General features: G+C 68.4%; 16 protein-coding genes. 9 read left to right on the forward strand and 7 right to left on the reverse strand.

All coding sequences use genetic code 11. The features are described 5' to 3' along the window. Positions 1 to 23 precede the first annotated feature (23 nt). Both AC1DCJ_RS11380 and AC1DCJ_RS11385 read left to right on the forward strand, forming a co-directional pair. Complete coding sequence (locus AC1DCJ_RS11380) at positions 24 to 953, forward strand: phosphate/phosphite/phosphonate ABC transporter substrate-binding protein (RefSeq protein ID WP_181406270.1); 930 nt, start codon at positions 24 to 26, stop codon at positions 951 to 953. Then, the gene (locus AC1DCJ_RS11385; RefSeq protein WP_137189962.1) at positions 950 to 3076 is read left to right on the forward strand and encodes a putative bifunctional diguanylate cyclase/phosphodiesterase; all 2127 of its coding nucleotides are present in this window, start codon (positions 950 to 952) and stop codon (positions 3074 to 3076) included. The genes AC1DCJ_RS11380 and AC1DCJ_RS11385 overlap by 4 nt, the downstream gene beginning before the upstream one ends. Positions 3077 to 3531: 455 nt before the next feature. Here the strand turns inward: AC1DCJ_RS11385 and epmB are convergent, their stop codons facing one another. Further along, on the reverse strand, positions 3532 to 4560 hold the full coding sequence (gene epmB / locus AC1DCJ_RS11390; RefSeq protein WP_137189961.1) for an EF-P beta-lysylation protein EpmB: 1029 nt from the start codon (positions 4558 to 4560) through the stop codon (positions 3532 to 3534). A 100-nt stretch (positions 4561 to 4660) separates the two neighbouring features. On the opposite strand from epmB, the gene efp reads away from it, so the two are divergent. The 5 genes from efp (at position 4661) to AC1DCJ_RS11415 (ending at position 9128) form a co-directional block, all read left to right on the forward strand. Further along, positions 4661 to 5230, forward strand: a complete 570-nt coding sequence (gene efp, locus AC1DCJ_RS11395) for an elongation factor P (RefSeq protein WP_038687396.1) — start codon at positions 4661 to 4663, stop codon at positions 5228 to 5230. Positions 5231 to 5482: 252 nt separating this feature from the next. Then, the gene (locus AC1DCJ_RS11400) at positions 5483 to 6826 is read left to right on the forward strand and encodes a TRZ/ATZ family hydrolase (protein ID WP_478070986.1); all 1344 of its coding nucleotides are present in this window, start codon (positions 5483 to 5485) and stop codon (positions 6824 to 6826) included. Between the two features lie 16 nt (positions 6827 to 6842). Next, positions 6843 to 7574 carry a bifunctional 2-polyprenyl-6-hydroxyphenol methylase/3-demethylubiquinol 3-O-methyltransferase UbiG gene (gene ubiG / locus AC1DCJ_RS11405; RefSeq protein WP_141059268.1) on the forward strand — a complete coding sequence of 244 codons (732 nt, stop codon included), beginning with the start codon at positions 6843 to 6845 and terminating at the stop codon, positions 7572 to 7574. Further along, on the forward strand, positions 7558 to 8247 hold the full coding sequence (locus AC1DCJ_RS11410; protein WP_478070987.1) for a phosphoglycolate phosphatase: 690 nt from the start codon (positions 7558 to 7560) through the stop codon (positions 8245 to 8247). The genes ubiG and AC1DCJ_RS11410 overlap by 17 nt, the downstream gene beginning before the upstream one ends. 173 nt (positions 8248 to 8420) lie before the next feature. Continuing rightward, entirely contained in the window at positions 8421 to 9128 is a 708-nt protein-coding gene (locus AC1DCJ_RS11415) for a squalene/phytoene synthase family protein (RefSeq protein WP_478070988.1), read from the forward strand. A 748-nt stretch (positions 9129 to 9876) separates the two neighbouring features. Here the strand turns inward: AC1DCJ_RS11415 and AC1DCJ_RS11420 are convergent. The 3 genes from AC1DCJ_RS11420 to yidD are packed head-to-tail and all read right to left on the reverse strand — an operon-like array spanning position 9877 to position 12327. Beyond that, the gene (locus AC1DCJ_RS11420; RefSeq protein ID WP_478070989.1) at positions 9877 to 10722 is read right to left on the reverse strand and encodes a M23 family metallopeptidase; all 846 of its coding nucleotides are present in this window, start codon (positions 10720 to 10722) and stop codon (positions 9877 to 9879) included. After that, entirely contained in the window at positions 10722 to 12068 is a 1347-nt protein-coding gene (locus tag AC1DCJ_RS11425; RefSeq protein ID WP_137189955.1) for a dihydroorotase, read from the reverse strand. Before AC1DCJ_RS11425 ends, AC1DCJ_RS11420 begins: the two co-directional genes overlap by 1 nt. Position 12069: 1 nt before the next feature. Continuing rightward, on the reverse strand, positions 12070 to 12327 hold the full coding sequence (yidD, locus tag AC1DCJ_RS11430) for a membrane protein insertion efficiency factor YidD (protein ID WP_478070990.1): 258 nt from the start codon (positions 12325 to 12327) through the stop codon (positions 12070 to 12072). A 271-nt stretch (positions 12328 to 12598) separates the two neighbouring features. Here yidD and dksA point away from each other — a divergent pair, with 271 nt between their 5' ends. Next, a complete protein-coding gene (gene dksA / locus AC1DCJ_RS11435; protein ID WP_478070991.1) occupies positions 12599 to 13837 on the forward strand; it encodes an RNA polymerase-binding protein DksA in 1239 nt (412 codons plus the stop codon). A gap of 438 nt (positions 13838 to 14275) precedes the next feature. Here dksA and AC1DCJ_RS11440 read toward each other — a convergent pair whose 3' ends face one another. From AC1DCJ_RS11440 to cysS, 3 genes are all read right to left on the reverse strand, one after another. Then, the gene (locus AC1DCJ_RS11440; RefSeq protein WP_038687413.1) at positions 14276 to 15529 is read right to left on the reverse strand and encodes an MFS transporter; all 1254 of its coding nucleotides are present in this window, start codon (positions 15527 to 15529) and stop codon (positions 14276 to 14278) included. Then, the gene (locus AC1DCJ_RS11445; protein ID WP_141059264.1) at positions 15526 to 15972 is read right to left on the reverse strand and encodes a SufE family protein; all 447 of its coding nucleotides are present in this window, start codon (positions 15970 to 15972) and stop codon (positions 15526 to 15528) included. The genes AC1DCJ_RS11440 and AC1DCJ_RS11445 overlap by 4 nt, the downstream gene beginning before the upstream one ends. 120 nt (positions 15973 to 16092) lie before the next feature. After that, the gene (cysS, locus tag AC1DCJ_RS11450; RefSeq protein WP_141059263.1) at positions 16093 to 17463 is read right to left on the reverse strand and encodes a cysteine--tRNA ligase; all 1371 of its coding nucleotides are present in this window, start codon (positions 17461 to 17463) and stop codon (positions 16093 to 16095) included. A gap of 191 nt (positions 17464 to 17654) precedes the next feature. Between cysS and AC1DCJ_RS11455 the strand changes: the two genes are divergently transcribed. Then, complete coding sequence (locus AC1DCJ_RS11455) at positions 17655 to 18218, forward strand: hypothetical protein (RefSeq protein WP_038687418.1); 564 nt, start codon at positions 17655 to 17657, stop codon at positions 18216 to 18218. Positions 18219 to 18429: the final 211 nt, after the last annotated feature.

Consider the following 18429-nt stretch of genomic DNA (forward strand, 5'->3'; position numbering starts at 1 on the left):
GTTCGGATTCCTTGGGGGGAGTGATGGGAGTGCCGGGTCTGCGATGGCTGCTGCAGGGAGGTCTGCTGTGTCTGGCTATCGTGCTGATGGCCGGACCTGCGTCAGCGGCACCGGACAACGTGCTGGTGCTGGGCCGGATCAGCGACAACCCCAAGTCACACTATGCGCAGCTGCAACCCCTGCTCGATTACGTGGTTCCGCGCATGCGCGACGTCGGCATCACCGAAGGCCGCATCCTGATGGCACCCGACGCCCAGCAGATGGCCAGCTACCTGCGCCGTGGCCGGGTGGACTGGGTCACTGAAACCTCCGGTACGGCGGTGGCGCTGGGCCTGCGCAGTGGCGCCCAGCCCCTGCTGCTGACCGAGCGCAGCGGCGTACGTGACTACCACACCGTGTTCTTCGTACGCCGGGACAGCACCATTGCGACGCTGGCCGACCTCAAGGGGCGCACCCTGGCGTTGCAGAACGTGGCCTCCACCAGTGCCTACCTGGTGCCGGTGATGACCCTGTTGCAGCAGGGCCTGACCCCGGAGATCCTGCTGTCCGCGCGCGATGCGGCCGCCCCCGATACGGTGGGCTATGTGTTTGCACGCACGGAGGGCAATATCGCCACCCTGGTCCACAAGGGCGTGGTGGACGCCGGGGCGGTCAGCAGCGTGGACTGGACCGACGGACATCGCATTCCGGCCACTTTCCTGCGTGATTTCCGTGTCATCCATCGTACCGAGCCGTATCCGCGCGCGGTGGAGATGGTGCGCGCCGGTCTGGATGAGCGGGTGCGCGACCGGTTGCAGGAGGTGCTGCTGGAGGCGGCATCGGATCCCAAGGCGCAGGATGCGCTGCACACGTTTTTTGGTACCTCCGGGTTCCACCGGGTGGATGCGCAGATGCAGCACCGGTTGGATGAATTGAAACAAGGCTTGGCTCGCGTGCGGATGGAAGTGGAATGAGGCTGTTGGGTTCCGGAATGCAGGCACGGTTCGTGCTCGCGATGAGTGGTGCGATGCTGGTGGTGATCGCCATCGTCGCGGTGGTGCTTGGGCGCCAGGCGACGATGCAGGATGAGGTCCAGCACCTCAGTGGCAACGTCATCCATGACCTGTTCGACCGCAGCGTGCGCAGCCGCGGTGAAGCGCTGGCGCGCGAGCTGTCCGACGCGTTGGCCAACCCGCTGTACTACAACGACCTGGAGCAGGTCGGCGCGCTGGTGCGCAACACCTCGCGGCAGCAGGTGGTGCGCTATGTGCTGGTGTTCGACGAGGACGGCAAGCTGATCCACGACGGCTCGGCCGAGGTGATCGACTTCGGCCGGCCGATGAGCGACCCGCTGGCCTCCGGTGCCGTCGCCGCGCGGACGCTGGTGGTACAGCAGTCGCCCAAGGTGCTCGACAACGCGATGCCGATCATGATCGGCAACCAGCGCATCGGCGGGGTCCGGGTGGGCATGGCGCTGGATGACGTGCAGGCGATGGAGCAGCGCGCCAACCAGACCCTGGGCGAGCGCCTGCAGCAGGTGGGCAAGCGCCACCTCGGCTGGCTGTTGCTGATGCTGGGGCTGCTGATCGGCATCGGCGTGGGCATGATCATCTATGTGCAGCGCACCCTGGTGGCTCCGATCCGCTGGCTGGCCGGGGCCGCGCGCCAGATCGAGGCGGGCGACTACCAGCTGACGCTGCATGAAAGCCCGCGCAAGGACGAGGTGGGCGAACTGGTGCGTGCGTTTGGCCGGATGAGTGAATCGATCGCCCGCCACGACCGCGAAGTGCGGCACATGGCCTATACCGATGCACTGACCGGGCTAACCAACCGCCTGGCCTTCCGTGAGGCGCTGGATCACCGGCTGATGGCCGCGCGGGCCTCCAACCACCGGCTGGCGCTGCTGTTTGCCGACATGGATGACTTCAAGCGCGTCAACGACACCCTGGGCCATGAAGCCGGGGATGAAGCGCTGCTGCAGTTCGCCCAGCGTATCAGCACCGCGGTGGCGCAGGCCGGCGGCGACGAGGCCCTGCTGGCCCGCTTTGGCGGCGATGAATTCGTGATCCTGCTCGGTGACGGCGATGTGGCCGCCCATGCCCGCCAGCTCGCCGAGGTCCTGGTGCGTGAACTGGGCAAGCCGTTGTTCGTGCAGGGCCGGGAACTGTTCCTGGGCACCTCCATCGGCGTGACCCTTTTCCCCGACGATGCGGCCGACGCGACCACGCTGTTGAAGAACGGCGACATCGCGATGTACCAGGCCAAGGTGGCCGGCAAGAACTGCTACCGCTATTACAGCCGGGCCATGGACCACGCGGTGGAGCGCCGCGTGCACATGGAGCAGGAGTTGCGCGGCGCCTGGGAGCGCGGCGAACTGCGGCTGGTCTACCAGCCGATCTTCCGCACCCGCGACCGGCGCATGGTCGGGGTGGAAGTGCTGCTGCGCTGGCAACACCCCACGCTGGGCACGATCCCGCCGTCGGTGTTCATCGAAGTGGCCGAGCAGAGCGGCCTGATCGAGGTGATCGGCCCGAAGGTGCTGCGCGCGGCCTGCATGGAGGCGGTGCAGTGGCCGCACGGCGTGGACGGGGACGGCCTGTTTGTCTCGGTCAACGTATCGCCGCGCCAGTTGCGTGGCGGCGAGCTGCCCAACCTGGTGGCCGACTGCCTGCGCGACACGGGCCTGCCGGCCTCGCGCCTGCACCTGGAGCTGACCGAAACGGCGGTGATCGGCGACGAAATGCTGGCCGCGGCCCTGCTGGACAAGCTGCACCGGACCGGGGTGAAGGTGTGGCTGGATGACTTCGGCACCGGCTTCTCCGGCCTGAGCCACCTGCGCCAGGTGCCGGTGGACGGGGTCAAGATCGACAAGAGCTTCGTGGCCGACATGCAGCGCGACCCGGACGACCTGGCCCTGACCACGGCGATCATCGCCATGGCCCATGCGCTGGGGATCACCGTGGTGGCCGAAGGTATCGAACAGGAAGTGCAGTTCGACCTGCTCTGCCAGCGCGGCTGCGACCTGGGCCAGGGCTACTGGCTGAGCCACCCGGTCAGCGCCACCGACGTGGTGGAATTGATCGAATCCGGGGTGTAGGGCGCAAGCCCCGTAGCGCCGGGCTCTGCCCGGCTGAAACCACGTAGAGCCGGGCTCTGCCCGGCTGGTGTGCGGAGGGTCTCGTAGAGCCGGGCTCTGCCCGGCTGGCATGCGCGCTGGCGGTTCAGCCGGGCAGAGCCCGGCTCTACGTGGCTGGAATGTACGTTGGCGGTTCAGCCGGGCAGAGCCCGTCTCTACGTGGCTGGAATGTACGTTGGCGGTTCAGCCGGGCAGAGCCCGGCTCTACGCGCTATCGCCGACGCCGGTAGGCGACCACCGTTGGTGGTCGCAGCGCATCCCCGCCGGTAGGCGGCCACCGTTGGTGGTCGCAGCGCATCCCCGCCGGTAGGCGGCCACCGTTGGTGGTCGCAACGCATCCCCGCCGGTAGGCGGCCACCGTTGGTGGTCGCAACGCATCCCCGCCGGTAGGCGACCACCGTTGGTGGTCGCTGGCCTCACACCGGGCGCTTGCTGCCGTCGCCGGAAATCTCGCGGACCAGCTTGGGCACCAGGTAGCCCGACAGCCGCGTCGTCAGCTGCGCGTGCAGTGCCTTGGCCGTCTCGTCGCTGACCTCGAAGTGGGCCACGCCTTCCACCCGGTCCACCTGATACAGGTAATAAGGCAGCACGCCGGCGGCGAAGCTGCGCTCGCTCAGGTCCTGCAGGGCCTGCAGCGAGTCGTTGACGCCCCGCAGCAGCACCGCCTGGTTGAGCAGGGTGGCGCCGGCACCGCGCAGGCGGGCCATCGCCGCATCCACGGTGGCATCGAATTCGTTGGCATGGTTGGCATGGATCACGAACGCCAGCGGCCAGGGCAGGCTGGCCATCCACTGCACCAGGTCCTCGTCCACGCGCTCGGGCAGCACCACGGGCAGGCGGCTGTGGATGCGCAGGCGGCGCAGATGCGGGATCTGGCGGAGCGCATCGGTCAGCTCGACCAGCTTGTGGGTGGCCAGGGACAGCGGGTCGCCGCCGGACAGGATCACCTCGTCGATGTCCGGGTCCTGGGCGATGGCGTCCACCGCCTCGCGCCAGCCTTCCTTGGCCGCGTTCTCGGTGCCGTAGTCGAAGTGCCGGCGGAAGCAGTAGCGGCAGTTGATCGCGCAGCTGCCGGTGGTCACCAGCAGGGCACGGCCGCGGTATTTCTGGATCACCCCGGTGGCCTTCTTGGCCAGGCCATCGCCAACCGCATCCAGGCTGAAACCGGGCACCACCTGCATTTCATCAGTGATCGGCAGCACCTGGCGCAGCAACGGGTCGTGGCGGTCGCCGTGGCGCATGCGGGCGATGAAGCCCTGCGGCACGCGCACCGCGAACTGGCGGGCCGCGTCGGCCGAGACGGGCAGGGCATCCGGGTCCAGGCCCAACTGCTGCAGCAGCACCCGCGGGTCGCGTACCGCCTGGCGCCACAGCTGTTGCCAGCGCACGGGGGTGGGCAGGGGCGTGGCGGAAAGCTGCATGGAATGGGGGCCTGCGGTTATCATGTCGGTCAGAAAAACGAGTCACCCCACCGGTGCCGGTGGGTTTTCCATTCTATCCGGCTCGCCGCGCCTGCGCGGCGTTTGCCCATTCAGGAGTTTCAGCATGGCCACTGTGGGCATGAACGATGTCAAGAACGGGATGAAAATCCTGGTCAACAATGAACCGGCGGTCATCACCGAGACCGAATACGTCAAGCCGGGCAAGGGCCAGGCCTTCACCCGCATGAAGTACCGCTTCATCAAGTCCGGTCGCGTGGTCGAAATGACCATGAAGGCCACCGATGACGTGGAAAAGGCCGACGTCGTCGACACCAACATGGACTTCATGTACAGCGACGGCGAGTACTGGCACTTCATGGACCCGGAATCCTTCGAGCAGGTCCAGGCCGTCAAGTCCGGCATGGGCGGCGCCGAGAAGTGGCTGAAGGGCGAAGAGTCCTGCATCGTCACCCTGTGGAACGGCGAGCCGATCTTCGTCCAGCCGCCGAACTTCGTCGAGCTGAAGATCACCGAAACCGACCCGGGCGTCCGTGGCGACACCTCCGGCGGCGGCGGCAAGCCGGCCACCCTGGAAACCGGCGCCGTGGTCCGCGTGCCGCTGTTCGTCAACCAGGATGAAATCATCAAGGTCGACACCCGCTCGGGCGAATACTCCGCACGCGCAGGCAAGTAATCCGACCAAAGGTCGGATTACGGTAGAGCCGACCGTTGGTCGGCTGCGGCATCCCGTAGAGCCGACCGTTGGTCGGCTGCAGCATCCCGTAGAGCCGACCGTTGGTCGGCTGCCGATACCACGCRCAGCCGACCAACGGTCGGCTCTACGTCAAGAGCGTCCCGTTCCAGAGCGTCCCGTTCCAGAGCGTCCCGTTCAGAGCGTCCCGGTCGCCCACACCCTCGGGTCGTCCGCCCAGACAAGTGAGCCCGCATGACCGACACCGCACGCATTCCCGAATCCTGTGACCTGCTGATCGAAGCCGGCTACGTGGTCCCGATCGAACCGCATGCGGTGGTGCTGGAAGACCATGCCGTGGCCGTACGCGGCAGCGAGATCATCGCGATCCTGCCGCGCGCCGAAGCCCGCGCCCGCTTTGCGCCCAAGCAGACCGTATCCCGCCCCGACGCGGCCCTGATGCCGGGCCTGGTCAACGCGCACACCCACAACCCGATGACCCTGCTGCGGGGCGTCGCCGACGACCTGCCGCTGATGGTCTGGCTGCAGCAGCACATCTGGCCGGTGGAAGCGGCGGTGATCGGCCCGGAATTCGTGGCCGACGGCACCACCCTGGCCATCGCCGAGATGCTGCGCGGCGGCACCACCTGCGCCAACGAAAACTACTTCTTCTCCGACGTCCAGGCTGCCGTCTACAAGCAGCACGGCTTCCGTGCGCTGGTGGGCGCGGTGATCATCGATTTCCCGACCGCCTGGGCCAAGACCGACGACGAATACTTCGCCAAGGCCGGCGAGCTGCACGACCAGTGGCGCAACGACCCGCTGATCGGCACCTCGTTCGCGCCGCACGCGCCGTACACCGTCAACGACGCCAATTTCGAACGCGTGCGCATGCTGTCCGACCAGCTGGACATGCAGGTGCACCTGCACACGCATGAAACCGCGCAGGAAATCACCGATTCGATCAAGCTGCACGGCCAGCGCCCGCTGGCGCGGCTGGACCGCCTGGGCCTGGTCAACGACCGCCTGATCGCGGTGCACATGACCCAGCTGACCGAAGCGGAAATTCACCTGTGCGCCGAGCGCGGCGTGAGCGTGGTGCATTGCCCCGAATCCAACCTCAAGCTGGCCTCCGGTTTCTGCCCGGCGTGCGCGCTGCAGCGTGCCGGCGTGAACCTGGCCATCGGCACCGACGGCTGCGCGAGCAACAACGACCTGGACATGTTCAGCGAAAACCGCACCGCGGCGATCCTGGCCAAGGCCGTGGCCAACGATGCCACCGCGCTGGACGCGGCCACCACGCTGCGCGCGGCCACCCTCGGCGGCGCGCGCGCGCTGGGCTTCGGCGACCGCATCGGCTCGATCGAGGTCGGCAAGCAGGCCGATCTGGTCTGCGTGGACCTGTCCGCGCTTGAAACCCAGCCACTGCACCACGTGCTCTCGCAGCTTGTCTACGCCGCCGGCCGCCACCAGGTCAGTGATGTCTGGATTGCCGGCCAGCCCAAGCTGGTGCAGCGCGAACTGGTCGGCATGGACACCGCGGCGATCGTCGCCAACGCGCGCCAGTGGCGCGAGCGCATCCGACACATCCGTGCTTGATGCACCAAGGATCCCCATGAACACCCCCCACGCTTCCACCAATTTCGACCAGGCCGAACTGGACAAGTTCGCCGCCCTCGCCAACCGCTGGTGGGACGTCGACGGCCCGCAGAAGCCGCTGCATGCGCTGAATCCGGTGCGCCTGCAGTACGTCGCCCAGCGCGTCACCCTGCGCGGCGCCCGCGTGCTCGATATCGGCTGCGGTGGCGGCCTGCTCAGCGAAGCACTGGCCAAGGAGGGCGCCGATGTCACCGCGATCGACCTGGCCCCGGAACTGGTCAAGGTGGCGCGCCTGCACAGCCTCGAGTCGGGCGTGACGGTGGACTACCGCGTGCAGGCTGCCGAGGACCTGGCCGCCGAACAGCCGGGCAGCTTCGACGTGGTCACCTGCATGGAAATGCTGGAGCACGTGCCGGACCCGGGCGCGATCATCGCCGCCTGCCACCGCCTGCTCAAGCCGGGCGGCCAGCTGTTCCTGTCCACGGTCAACCGCACTCCGGCCGCCTTCGCGGTGGCCATCGTCGGTGCCGAGTACGTGGCGCGGCTGCTGCCCAAGGGCACCCATCACTACCAGGACTTCATCAAGCCGGCCGAGCTGGGCAAGTGGCTGCGCGAGGCCGACCTGAGCCTGCGCGATGTCAGCGGCATGGCCTACGAGCCGTGGCGCAACCGCGCGCGGCTGAGCACCCGCACCGACATCAACTACCTGGCCCACGCGGTCAAGCCGGACGATGCCGCCGGTGTCTGAGTCCGGTTTTCCGCACGCGGTGCTGTTCGACCTGGACGGCACGCTGCTGGACAGCGCGCCGGACATGCTGGCCACCGCCAACGCGATGCTGGCCGCGCGCGACCGCGCCCCGATCCGCCTGGACGCCTTGCGTCCGGTGGTGTCAAAGGGGTCGCGCGCGATGGTGTCGGTGGCGTTTCCCGAGCTTGGCCAGGTCGAGCGCGACGCGCTGGTACCCGAGTTCCTGCAGCGTTATGAAGCGCTGATCGGCCAGCACGCGGTGCTGTTCGACGGCGTGGCCGGCATGCTCGATGCACTGGATGCTGCGGGCTGCGCCTGGGGGATCGTGACCAACAAGCCCGAGTACCTGGCGCGGCTGATCCTGCCGCAGCTGGGCTGGGACGCACGCTGCAAAGTGCTGATCGGTGGCGACAGCCTGGCCCAGCGCAAGCCGCACCCGCTGCCGCTGCTGGCCGCGGCCGAGCGCATGAACATCGCGCCGGGCACCTGCATCTACGTGGGCGATGACGAGCGCGACATCGTGGCCGCCAACGGGGCGGGCATGGCCTCGGTCGCTGCCCTCTGGGGCTACCGGCTGGACGCCGACGACCCGCTGGCCTGGGGCGCCGAACGCATGATCGAGCACCCCGCGCAGCTGCAACGCGCCGACGCCTGGCCGCCCGCCCGCGGCTGACCCGTAGCGATCCGGTAGGTACCCACCGTTGGTGGGTACACACGTGATCCGGTAGGTGCCCACCGTTGGTGGGTACACACCACAACCCAGGCACGCACCGGCGTTGAGCCGCTGCGCACCCCCGGTAGGTACCCACCGTTGGTGGGCACCGCCCCTTTGCAAGGATTTCCCCCGTGACAACTTCCAGCGCCCTCGACAGCTTCCTGGACAAGTGGCGTACCCGCTGGCCGGAATGGTCGGTGGCCGAACCGTTCGTGCCCGAGGCGCAGCGCACCCTGGTGGTGGCGTGGTTCACGCTGCTGCAGGAGTTCGACGACATTCTCAATACCAGTGGCGACCCGATGCCGGCCGACGCCAAGCTGGCGTGGTGGGGCGAGGAGCTGCGCAGCTGGGCGGGGCAGCGCTCGCGCCACCCGCTGGGCCGCCTGCTGGAGCCGGTGCGTGCGCCGTGGACCGCGCTGGCCGATGCGCTGCCGGACCTGATCGAAGCCCGCGCCGCCGCACCGGACCCGGCGCAGGCATTCAAGGCGCTGCACCCTTATGCGGCCGCGGTGGCCGCAGTGGAAGCGCTGATGTTCGATACGCCCGCGCGCGGTGATGTGGCCACCCCGGTGCTGGTGCAGACGCTGGCCCAGCGGCTGAATGCCGCCGGTGTGGCGGCCGTGCCGCGTTCGCTGCTGGCCGCCGGCGAAGGCGATGCCGCGCAGCGCTGGGCACAGCAGCTGCTGGCGCGGTGGCCCGCCCGCGTGCCGGGCCCGCGCGCACGGCGCATGTACGCCTCGCTGGCGCGCACGCGGCTGCAGGCCAGTGCCCAAGGCCGCGAACTGAAGGTCACGCCCATGCGCACGCTGCTGCGCACGTGGTGGGCCGGCCGGGGCTGATCGGGCGCAACGCCGGTTGATGACCGGGAACCGACCCCACCGGCGATCGAATCGTTGCGGCGTGCGGGGCGGACCGATCACGCCGGGGTAGGTGCCGACCGTTGGTCGGCACGGCGGATCGCAGCACCCGTAGCGCCGGGCTCTGCCCGGCTGCTCTTCGCGCGATGCTTGGATGGCGGGGAGCCGGCCAGCGGCCGGCACTACCGGTTGCCGAGCGTGCATGGACCGACGGGCCATGCCACCGGGTTCCGTGAAATGCATCGACCAACGGTCGATGCCTACCGGTTACGGGCAATCGCTGTCGCGCCGATATCGCCGGGTAGGTGCCGACCGTTGGTCGGCACGGCGGATCGCATCACCCGTAGCGCCGGGCTCTGCCCGGCTGCTCTTCGCGCGACGCATGGATGGCGGGGAGCCGGCCAGCGGCCGGCACTACCGGTCGCGGGCGTGCATCGACCAACGCGCCATGCCACCGGGGTCCGCGAAATGCATCGGCCAACGGTCGATGCCTACCGGTTACGGGCAATCGCTGTCGCGCCGATATCGCCGGGTAGGTGCCGACCGTTGGTCGGCACGGCGGATCGCAGCAGCCGTAGCGCCGGGCTCTGCCCGGCTGCTCTTCGCGCGATGCATGGATGCTGGGGAGCCGGCCAGCGGCCGGCACTACCGGCTGCCGAGCGTGCATGGACCGATGGGCCATGCCACCGGGGTCGGAGAAATGCATCGACCAACGGTCGATGCCTACCGGTTATTTGCTGCGGTCGAGCACCAGCAGCGGGTCGATCCGGGTGTCGAACCAGTTCATGCCCCAGTGCAGGTGCGGGCCGGTGGCACGGCCGGTGGCCCCGACCGCGGCAATCACCTGGCCCTGCTCGACGCGATCGCCCACCTTCACGTCGATGCGCGACAGGTGCAGGAAGTTCGAGCTGATGCCGAAGCCGTGGTCCAGCAGCAAGGTGCCGCCGGTGAGGTACAGGTCCGGGCCGGCGAAGGTCACCACGCCGGCGGCGGGGGCCTTGACCGGCGTGCCGGTGGGCACGGCGATGTCCATGCCCGAATGGCCTGCGCCGGGCTGGCCGTTGTACACCCGGGCGTTGCCGAAGCGGCCGCTGATGCGCCCCTGCACCGGCCAGATGAAGGGCTTGGCGAAGTCGGCACGGTCGTCGTCGCGCGCACGCGCCGCCGTCACCTGGGCCTGCTCGCGCTTGATCCGCTCGGCAATCGCCGGGGGTGGGTTGACCGTCTTGAGCGGCACGCCGTTGACGCGTTCGGTCGGCCAGTCGCGCGCGGTCACCGCGATGCTCACCGTGTCACTGCCGCCGTCGGGGCGCTGCACCTGGAGCTGCAGCGGTCCCTTCTCATCGCGGCCGATGCCGAACACCACGCTGCCATAGCCGCTCACCCGCAACGTGCGGCCGGCGTACTGCACCACGCTGCCCGCCGGCACCTTGCCGATGACCATGGCGCCCTGCGAAGCGCTGGCCGGAAACACCACGCGCGTGTCGGCCTGTGCCTGCGCCGGCGCAGGCAGCAGGGCGGCCACGCCCGCGCCACCCACCGCCAGCAGGGCCAGGCCCAGCATCGATGCCCGCATCAGCGGTCGAAGCTCATGCGCTGGCCGTTCGGCGCGCCCACCAGCTTCTCGCCGTCCCACGCCAGCTCGCCATTGACCCAGGTCGAGGCGATGCGCGAGCGGAAGGTCATGCCTTCGAACGGCGACCAGCCGCACTTGGACAGCACGTCCTCACGCTTCACCGTGAACGGTACGTCCTCCACCAGCACCAGGTCGGCGAAATAGCCTTCGCGCAGGTAGCCGCGCTGGCTCACGTCGAACAGCTGCGCCGGCGCATGGGCGAACTTCTGCACCACCTGGGTGATCTCCAGCTTGCCTTCGTGCACCAGCTCCAGCGCGGCCACCAGTGCGTACTGCACCAGCGGCAGGCCCGACGGCGCCTGCGGGTAGGGCTTCTGCTTTTCTTCCCAGGTGTGCGGGGCATGGTCGGTGGCCAGCACGTCGATCACGTCCTCGGCCACGGCGCGGGTCAGCGCTTCGCGGTCGCTGGCCTCCTTGATCGCCGGGTTGCACTTGATCAGGTTGCCCAGCCGCGCGTAATCGCTGCGGTCAAAGCGCAGGAAATGGATGCAGGTCTCGGCGGTGATCTGCTTGCGGCTGCCATCGGCGCGGATCAGCGGGCCGCGTTCGAACAGCTTGAGCTCGTCGGCGGTGGAGATGTGCAGCACGTGCAGGCGGGTGCCGTGCTTTTTGGCCAGCGACACGGCCAGCTCGGAGGACTTCAGGCAGGCCTCGCGCGAGCGGATGTCCGGGTGCTGCTCGGCGCTGAGCGCATCGCCGTACTTCTCGGCGTACTCCTTGGCCTTGGCATCGATCATCGGGGTGTCTTCGCAATGCGTGATGATCGGCGTCGGCGCGTCGCGGAAGATCGCGTCGAGGGTTTCCGGGTTGTCCACCAGCATGTTGCCGGTCGAAGCGCCCATGAACACCTTGATGCCCGGCGCGGTCTTGGGGTCCAGCGACTGGATGTGGGCCAGGTTGTCGTTGCTGGCGCCCATGTAGAAGCCGTAGTTGGCGCGCGCGCGACCGGCCGCTGCGTCGTATTTGGCCTGCAGGATCTCGGCGTTGAGCGTGGGCGGGTTGGTGTTGGGCATGTCCATGAAGCTGGTCAGCCCGCCGGCCACGGCCGCGGCCGACTCGGTGGCGATGTCGCCCTTGTGGGTCAGGCCCGGTTCGCGGAAGTGGACCTGGTCGTCGATCATGCCCGGCAGCAGCCAGCGGCCGGCGGCATCGACCACGGTCTCACCCGGGCGGGCCTCCAGGCCGGCACCGATCTGCGCGATGCGGCCGTTTTCGATGCGCAGGTCGCCCTGGTGGATGGTGCCTTCGTTGACCAGGCGGGCGTTGACGATGAGCGTGGAGGACATTTCAGTGTTTTCCTGTGCAGCGGAAGGCGGCGTCGTGCGCGGCGCGCGGGGGCACCTCGTCGATGCCACCGGGATGGAAGGGATGGCAGCGGCCCAGGCGGCGCGCGGCGAGCCAGCTGCCGCGCGCGGGCCCATGCGTGGCGATGGCTTGCATGGCGTATTCAGAACAGCTGGGCATGAAGCGGCAGCGCGGCCCCAACAGCGGGCTGATGAAGCGCTTGTAGAAGCGCAGCAGGGCAATGAGCAGGCGTGAGATCACCTGCCAATCTTAAGGCAGTTGGCATGAAGGGCGCATTTGTCGCAGGATGGGGCGTTGGTCCCCTCCGCGCCCACGCGCGTGGCGGGCCGCCCCGGCCGTTGGCCGGGCCAGGTACCGATCGGCGCAGGTCGGTCCGCCCACCGGGCGGAACGGCCGCACGCCTTGCGACTCCGGGGCTGAACGGAGTAGGCGGTGTGGTTGCTGCTGCTGGTCGGGTAGGCTATAAAGGCCCGCTTTCCCGGGCCCCGGGGAATCCAAGGAAGAGCGTTTCGTGGCTGCTAAAAAAACTGCAAAGAAGGCCGTCAAGGCCGCCAAGAAAACCGCCAAGCCTGTTGTTAAGAAGTTGGCGGCCAAGTCCGTTGCCAAGAAACCGGCTGCCAAGCCGGCTGGCAAGTCCGCATCCAAACAACCGGCGGCCAGGACGGCACCCGTAAAGAAACCTGTCGCCAAGACCCCGGCCAAGGCGGTGAAGAAAACCGTCGCCAAGAAGCCGGTGGTGAGCAAGGCGCCGGTGAAGAAGGCCGCGCCGGCCAAGAAGGTCGTGGCCAAGAAGGCCGCGGCAGTCAAGCCGATCGCCAAGGCGCCGGTGAAGAAAGCCGCACCGGCCAAGACCGCCGCGAAAAAATCCGTGAAGCCGGCAGCTGTCAAGCCGGCCTCCACGCCTGCACCGGTGAAGAAGGTGGCGGCCAAACAGCCGCCGGCCAAGCCGGTGAAGGCCAGCAAAACCGCCAGCAAGCCCGTGGCAACCAAGCCGGCCGCCAAGCCGGTTGCAGCACCCGTAGTGAAGTCCGCACCGAAGCCGGCATCGCCGGCGCCGGCCAAGTCTGTCCCGGCCAAGAGCGCGGCCAAACCTGTTACCCCTCCGGCGTCCGCGCCGGCGCCGGCAGCAGCCGCCCCCGCCTCCAAGGCCCCGCAAAACAAGAATCCCGTGCCCGTTTCGAAATCGCCTGCAAAAACCCCCGCCAAGTCCGAGTCCGCCCCCAAGCCCGTGTCGCGTCCGGTCGGCAAGGTCGCCGTTGCCGTGGCAGCGCGCTCGTCCGCCCCGGCACCGCGCACCAAGGTGAAGGTGGTGGAGTACAAGACTGACGAAGCCACCGGTCGTCCGATCCTGCCCGACGGCTACAAGCCGAGTGCGGAAGAGGAATACATGAGCCCGTTGCAGCTGGAGTATTTCCGCCAGCGCCTGCAGCACTGGCGCAATGATCTGGTGGAAGAATCCAAGCAGACCATCGCCAACCTGCAGGAAGAAGTGCGTGACATCGGCGATGAAGCCGAGCGCGCCACCCGCGAGACCGAGAACTCGCTGGAACTGCGTACCCGCGATCGTTACCGCAAGCTGATCGGCAAGATCAACAGCACGCTGAAGCGTCTGGAAGACGGTGACTACGGCTACTGCGTGGACACCGGCGAAGAGATCGGTCTGGATCGTCTGGAAGCGCGTCTCACCGCTGAGCGCACGATCGACGCCCAGGAACGTTGGGAGCACCTGCAGAAGCAGCAGGGCGACTGAGTTTCTGGTGGTTGATGGATAGTGAAAAGCCCGGCTTCGGCCGGGCTTTTTTGTGGTTCGGTGGCGAGGGTGACCCGCCAGCGCCTTGACGGTGCGTCGCATGTGCGGGTGGGAACCCATCGCGGGCCGCACGGAGGTAGAGCCGACCGTTGGTCGGCTGCCGTCGCCACGGGGGTGATAACGCCGTACCGACCAACGGTCGGTACCTACCGCGGATCACCCCGGTCGTATCCCACCGCAGGTTGCACGGGGGTAGAGCCGACCGTTGGTCGGCTGCGGATCACCCCGGTCGTTTCCCACCGCGGGTTGCACGGGGGGGTAGAGCCGACCGTTGGTCGGCTGCCGTCGCCACGGGGGTGATAACGCCGTACCGACCAACGGTCGGTACCTACCGCGGGTTGCACCTGCGACAACGGCGTACCGACCAACGGTCGGTACCTACTGCAGATCCCGCAAGTTCAATCGGCGCAGCGTCGGGTTCTTCCAGGCGGTGATGCCGGCCACGCTGAGCACGGCGAAACCGCCCAGGACCACGGCCGGGGCCAGACCCAACAGCTTGGCCATCGTGCCCGCATAGAAGGCGCCCAGTTCGTTGGACGAACTGATGAAGATGCCATTGATGGACGACACGCGGCCGCGCATCTCCTCCGGCGTGGCCAGCTGCAGGATGGTCGAGCGGACCACCACCGACACGCCGTCGAACGCTCCGTAGAACAACAGGATCAGCGCCGACAGCCAGAAGCTGTGCGACAGTCCGAAGCCGATCACGCACAGGCCGAAGCCGGCCACCGCGAACAGCAGCACGCGGCCGGCATTGCGCTGCAGCGGCCGGCGGGCCAGCCACAGGCCCACGCAGACCGACCCGAGCGCGGGGGCCGCGCGCAGGATGCCCAGGCCTTCCGGGCCGTGGTGCAGGATTTCATGCAGGAACGCCGGCAGCATCGCCACCACGCCGCCGAGCAGCACCGAGAACATGTCCAGTGCCATCGCCCCGACCATGATGCGGTTGCCGAGCACGAAGCGGCCGCCCTCGGCGATGCTTTTGAAGATCGGCGCGGCCGGGCCGGTGTGCACCGGTTCGGAGACGCGCAGCACGGCCAGGCAGCCAACCGCGATCAACGCCACGGCCACCGCCACGCCATAGGCCACCCCCTTGCCGCCCCAGGCCACCAGCAGGCCGCCCAGTGCCGGGCCGGCCACCATGCCGGCCTGGAACACCACTGCGCCCAGGCCCGCACCACGCGCGTACTGCTGGCGCTCGAGCACGCGGGCGAACAGGGCGTTGTAGATCGGCGACAGGAACGCGCGGACCATGCCGGTCATGGCGATGGCCGCATAGATCGGCCACACCCCGTGGAACGGCAGCCAGCCCTGGGCAACGGCGGTGAGCACCACGGCGGTCAGCACCAGGCCGCTGGCGGCGACCATGCCCAGCCGGCGGCGGGGCAGGTGGTCGACCAGGTAGCCAGCGAACGGGGCCACGCAGAAGAACGGCAGCACCTCGGCCAGCCCCACCAAACCCAGCGAGAACGGATTGCGGGTCACTTCGTAGATGTGCCAGCCCACCGTGACCGCCACGATCTGGTAGGACAGCATCGCGCAGATGCGGTAGGCCAGCAGCAGCGAGAAGCCGGGACGGGCCAGCAGGGTCAGCGCGCTTTCGGCGGGCTCGGCAGGGGCGTCGGTACTCACGACTGGGCGTGCTGCGACTGCGCGGTCTCGCGGATGAAGGCCAGCATCGCCGCAACGCCGTTGCTGCGGGTGGGCGACAGATGGCGGGACAGGCCGATGTCCTGGATGTAGGTCGGTTCGGTGGCCAGGATCTCGGCGGCCGAACGGCCCGAATACACCCGCAGGGCGAGGTAGATCAGCCCGGAGACGATCGCCGAGTCGCTGATGGCGTGGAAGCGCAGCTGCTGCGCGTTGCCCTCGGGCACGATCCACACCATCGACTGGCAGCCGAGCAGGCGGTGCTCTTCGGTCTTCCACGCGTCGGGGAAGGTGGGAAGCTTGCGGCCAAGGTCGATCAGGTACTGGTAGCGCTCGGACCAGTCGCTGAAGAAGGCGAATTCGTCGGCGATGGCCACCTGTGCCTCGGCGGCGGTGGGTTCAAGCGGGAACGGGGAAGCGGTCATGGGGACTCCGGGCCGGTAGCTGCCTTCCGTGGTCAGGCCGTGGTGGTTCGGGGGGAACACCCGGCCATCCGTGGCCGGATCTGTGTCGCGGTAGCGCCCGGCGGTCGGCCGGGCCAGGCATCAACGCTTGCGCACCCAGCGCACGCCCTGGGCGGTGTCTTCCAGCGCGATGCCTTCGGCGGCCAGCTGGTCGCGGATGGCGTCGGCGCGGGCGAAGTCACGGCCCTGCTTGGCGGCGGTGCGGGCATCGATCAAGCCCTGGATGCGCGCATCGTCATCGGTGTCGCCCGGTGCGTTGCCAAACCAGGCGGCCGGATCCTGCTGCAGCAGGCCCAGCGCCAGGCCGGCCCCGAGCAGCGCGGTCTTCCAGCGGGCCTGGTCGGCCGGCGCGGCCTTGCGGGCTTCGCCAGCGATGCGGGCCAGTTCGGCCAAGGCCTGCGGCGTGTTGAGGTCGTCGTCCAGGGCCGCGTCCATCTCCGCGGGGATGACCGCAGTGGCCTCGACGGCGGCCAGGTCGCGCAGGGTGCCGTACAGCCGGTCCAGCGTGCGCGCGGACTGTTCGATCAGCGCATCCGACCAGTCCAGCGGCTGTCGGTAGTGCGCCGACAGCAGCGCATAGCGCAGCGCCTCGGGCGCATGCTTGCGCACCAGGTCGTGCACGCGCTCGATGTTGCCGATCGACTTGCTCATCTTGGCGCCGCCAAAGTTGAGCATGCCGTTGTGCAGCCAGAACCGGGCGAAGGTCTGGCCGCCGTGGGCGCACTCGCTCTGCGCGATCTCGTTCTCGTGGTGCGGGAACTGCAGGTCCACGCCACCGGCATGGATATCGATGGTCGGGCCCAGGTGCGCGGCCGCCATCGCCGAGCATTCGATATGCCAGCCCGGACGACCCCGGCCCCACGGCGATTCCCAGCCGGGCAGGTCGTCGCTGGAGGGCTTCCACAGGACGAAATCGCCCGGGTCGCGCTTGTACGGGGCCACGTCCACGCGTGCGCCGGCCAGCATTTCGTCCGGGTCGCGGCGCGACAACTTGCCATACCCGGCATAGGAACCGACCGAAAACAGCACGTGGCCTTCGGCGGCGTAGGCGTGGCCGGCCGTGATCAGCTGCTCGATCATGGTGACGATCTGCGGAATGTGCGCAGTGGCCTCCGGCTCGATGTCCGGCGGCACCACGCCCAGCGCGGCCATGTCCTCCCGGTAGGCCGCGGCGAAGCGGTCGGTGATCGTCGAGATCGGCACGCCCTGTTCACGCGCGGCGGTGTTGATCTTGTCGTCCACGTCGGTGATGTTGCGGGCGTAGCGCAGGCCGCCGAAGCGGCGCCGCAGCAGGTCGGCCAGCACCCCGAAGACCACCGGGCCGCGGGCGTTGCCGATGTGGACATAGTTGTAGACCGTGGGGCCGCACACATACAGGGTCGGACAGGTCGGATCGAGCGGGGTGAACGGTTCGAGCTGGCGTGTCAGGTTGTTGTGCAGGCGCAGGGTCATGGGGGCGGTGGTGGGGGCAAAAGGGGGCAAGCCCGCGATTTTAGATCACATCGGCGCCCAGCGCCGGGGCCGCGCGGCAACCGGCCCGGGGCAGGGGGGGCTATGGGCAGAATCATCGCGGAAGGGTAATGTTCAGCCCCTTGTGCCTGGCACTGCCTAAACTATCCACCTTGTCCACTTCCCTGTTGCCAATGAAATCCGCTTCGTTGTTGACCCTGACCTGCCTGCTTGGCGGTGCTGCCTCCGTGGCCTGCGCCCAGGACGGCGAGGTCCGGAACCGGGTGGTGATCGTGGAGAACGTGAAGTTCGACTACGCCCAGGTGCTCAACGTCGAACCGGTGTTCCAGACACTGCGCGCGACCCGCACCGAAGAACACTGTGAGCCGGTGTCCACGCGTACGCTGGCCCCGGTCAACGTCACCGGCGAAGAGCCGCAGGAAGACAAGGGCCGGTTCGGCCGTTTCATGGACTCGGTGCGCTCGATCTTCCGCCGCGAAGACGGCACCGAGGAAGAGATGCCGGTGGCCGAAGCACCCGCACCGGCGGCCAACAACGGCCCGCTGTTGACCCGTGAATGCCGGATCATCCCGGTGGGCCGCGAGTTCCGCCGGCCGATCGCCTACGACGTGGATTACGTCTACAAGGGCACCAAGTACCGCTCGCGCCTGCCCGAAGATCCGGGCAACCGGCTCAAGATCCGCGTCTCGATCACCCCGTGGATCGGCGCCGAGCAGGGCAGCGCGGCCAATCCCTGAGGCGGCTCGCCGGCCCTGTGAGGGGCAGTCCCATCCCGTGACGAGCCGTGCCCGACCGGGGCGGGTGCCCACAATTGACATTCAGGCCTTGCACCCACCCGGGGTGCATGCAAAGATGGGCGGCCATGAAACTCACCGACTTCCAGCACGACACCAGCGCCGCCCGTATGGCTACGGGCATGACGTCGCGTGCCCGCCGACCGGAACCCCA

It is taken from the genome of Stenotrophomonas sp. 10N36 (assembly GCF_056395005.1).

What these genes read in the sequence shown, in the direction of transcription:
- AC1DCJ_RS11380 (WP_181406270.1), top strand. Translation starts at nt 24, where the DNA reads ATGGGAGTGCCGGGTCTGCGATGGCTGCTGCAGGGAGGTCTGCTGTGT.
- AC1DCJ_RS11385 (WP_137189962.1), top strand. Translation starts at nt 950, where the DNA reads ATGAGGCTGTTGGGTTCCGGAATGCAGGCACGGTTCGTGCTCGCGATG.
- epmB (WP_137189961.1), bottom strand. Translation starts at nt 4,560, where the DNA reads ATGATAACCGCAGGCCCCCATTCCATGCAGCTTTCCGCCACGCCCCTG.
- efp (WP_038687396.1), top strand. Translation starts at nt 4,661, where the DNA reads ATGGCCACTGTGGGCATGAACGATGTCAAGAACGGGATGAAAATCCTG.
- AC1DCJ_RS11400 (WP_478070986.1), top strand. Translation starts at nt 5,483, where the DNA reads ATGACCGACACCGCACGCATTCCCGAATCCTGTGACCTGCTGATCGAA.
- ubiG (WP_141059268.1), top strand. Translation starts at nt 6,843, where the DNA reads ATGAACACCCCCCACGCTTCCACCAATTTCGACCAGGCCGAACTGGAC.
- AC1DCJ_RS11410 (WP_478070987.1), top strand. Translation starts at nt 7,558, where the DNA reads ATGCCGCCGGTGTCTGAGTCCGGTTTTCCGCACGCGGTGCTGTTCGAC.
- AC1DCJ_RS11420 (WP_478070989.1), bottom strand. Translation starts at nt 10,722, where the DNA reads ATGCGGGCATCGATGCTGGGCCTGGCCCTGCTGGCGGTGGGTGGCGCG.
- AC1DCJ_RS11425 (WP_137189955.1), bottom strand. Translation starts at nt 12,068, where the DNA reads ATGTCCTCCACGCTCATCGTCAACGCCCGCCTGGTCAACGAAGGCACC.
- AC1DCJ_RS11445 (WP_141059264.1), bottom strand. Translation starts at nt 15,972, where the DNA reads ATGACCGCTTCCCCGTTCCCGCTTGAACCCACCGCCGCCGAGGCACAG.
- cysS (WP_141059263.1), bottom strand. Translation starts at nt 17,463, where the DNA reads ATGACCCTGCGCCTGCACAACAACCTGACACGCCAGCTCGAACCGTTC.
- AC1DCJ_RS11455 (WP_038687418.1), top strand. Translation starts at nt 17,655, where the DNA reads ATGAAATCCGCTTCGTTGTTGACCCTGACCTGCCTGCTTGGCGGTGCT.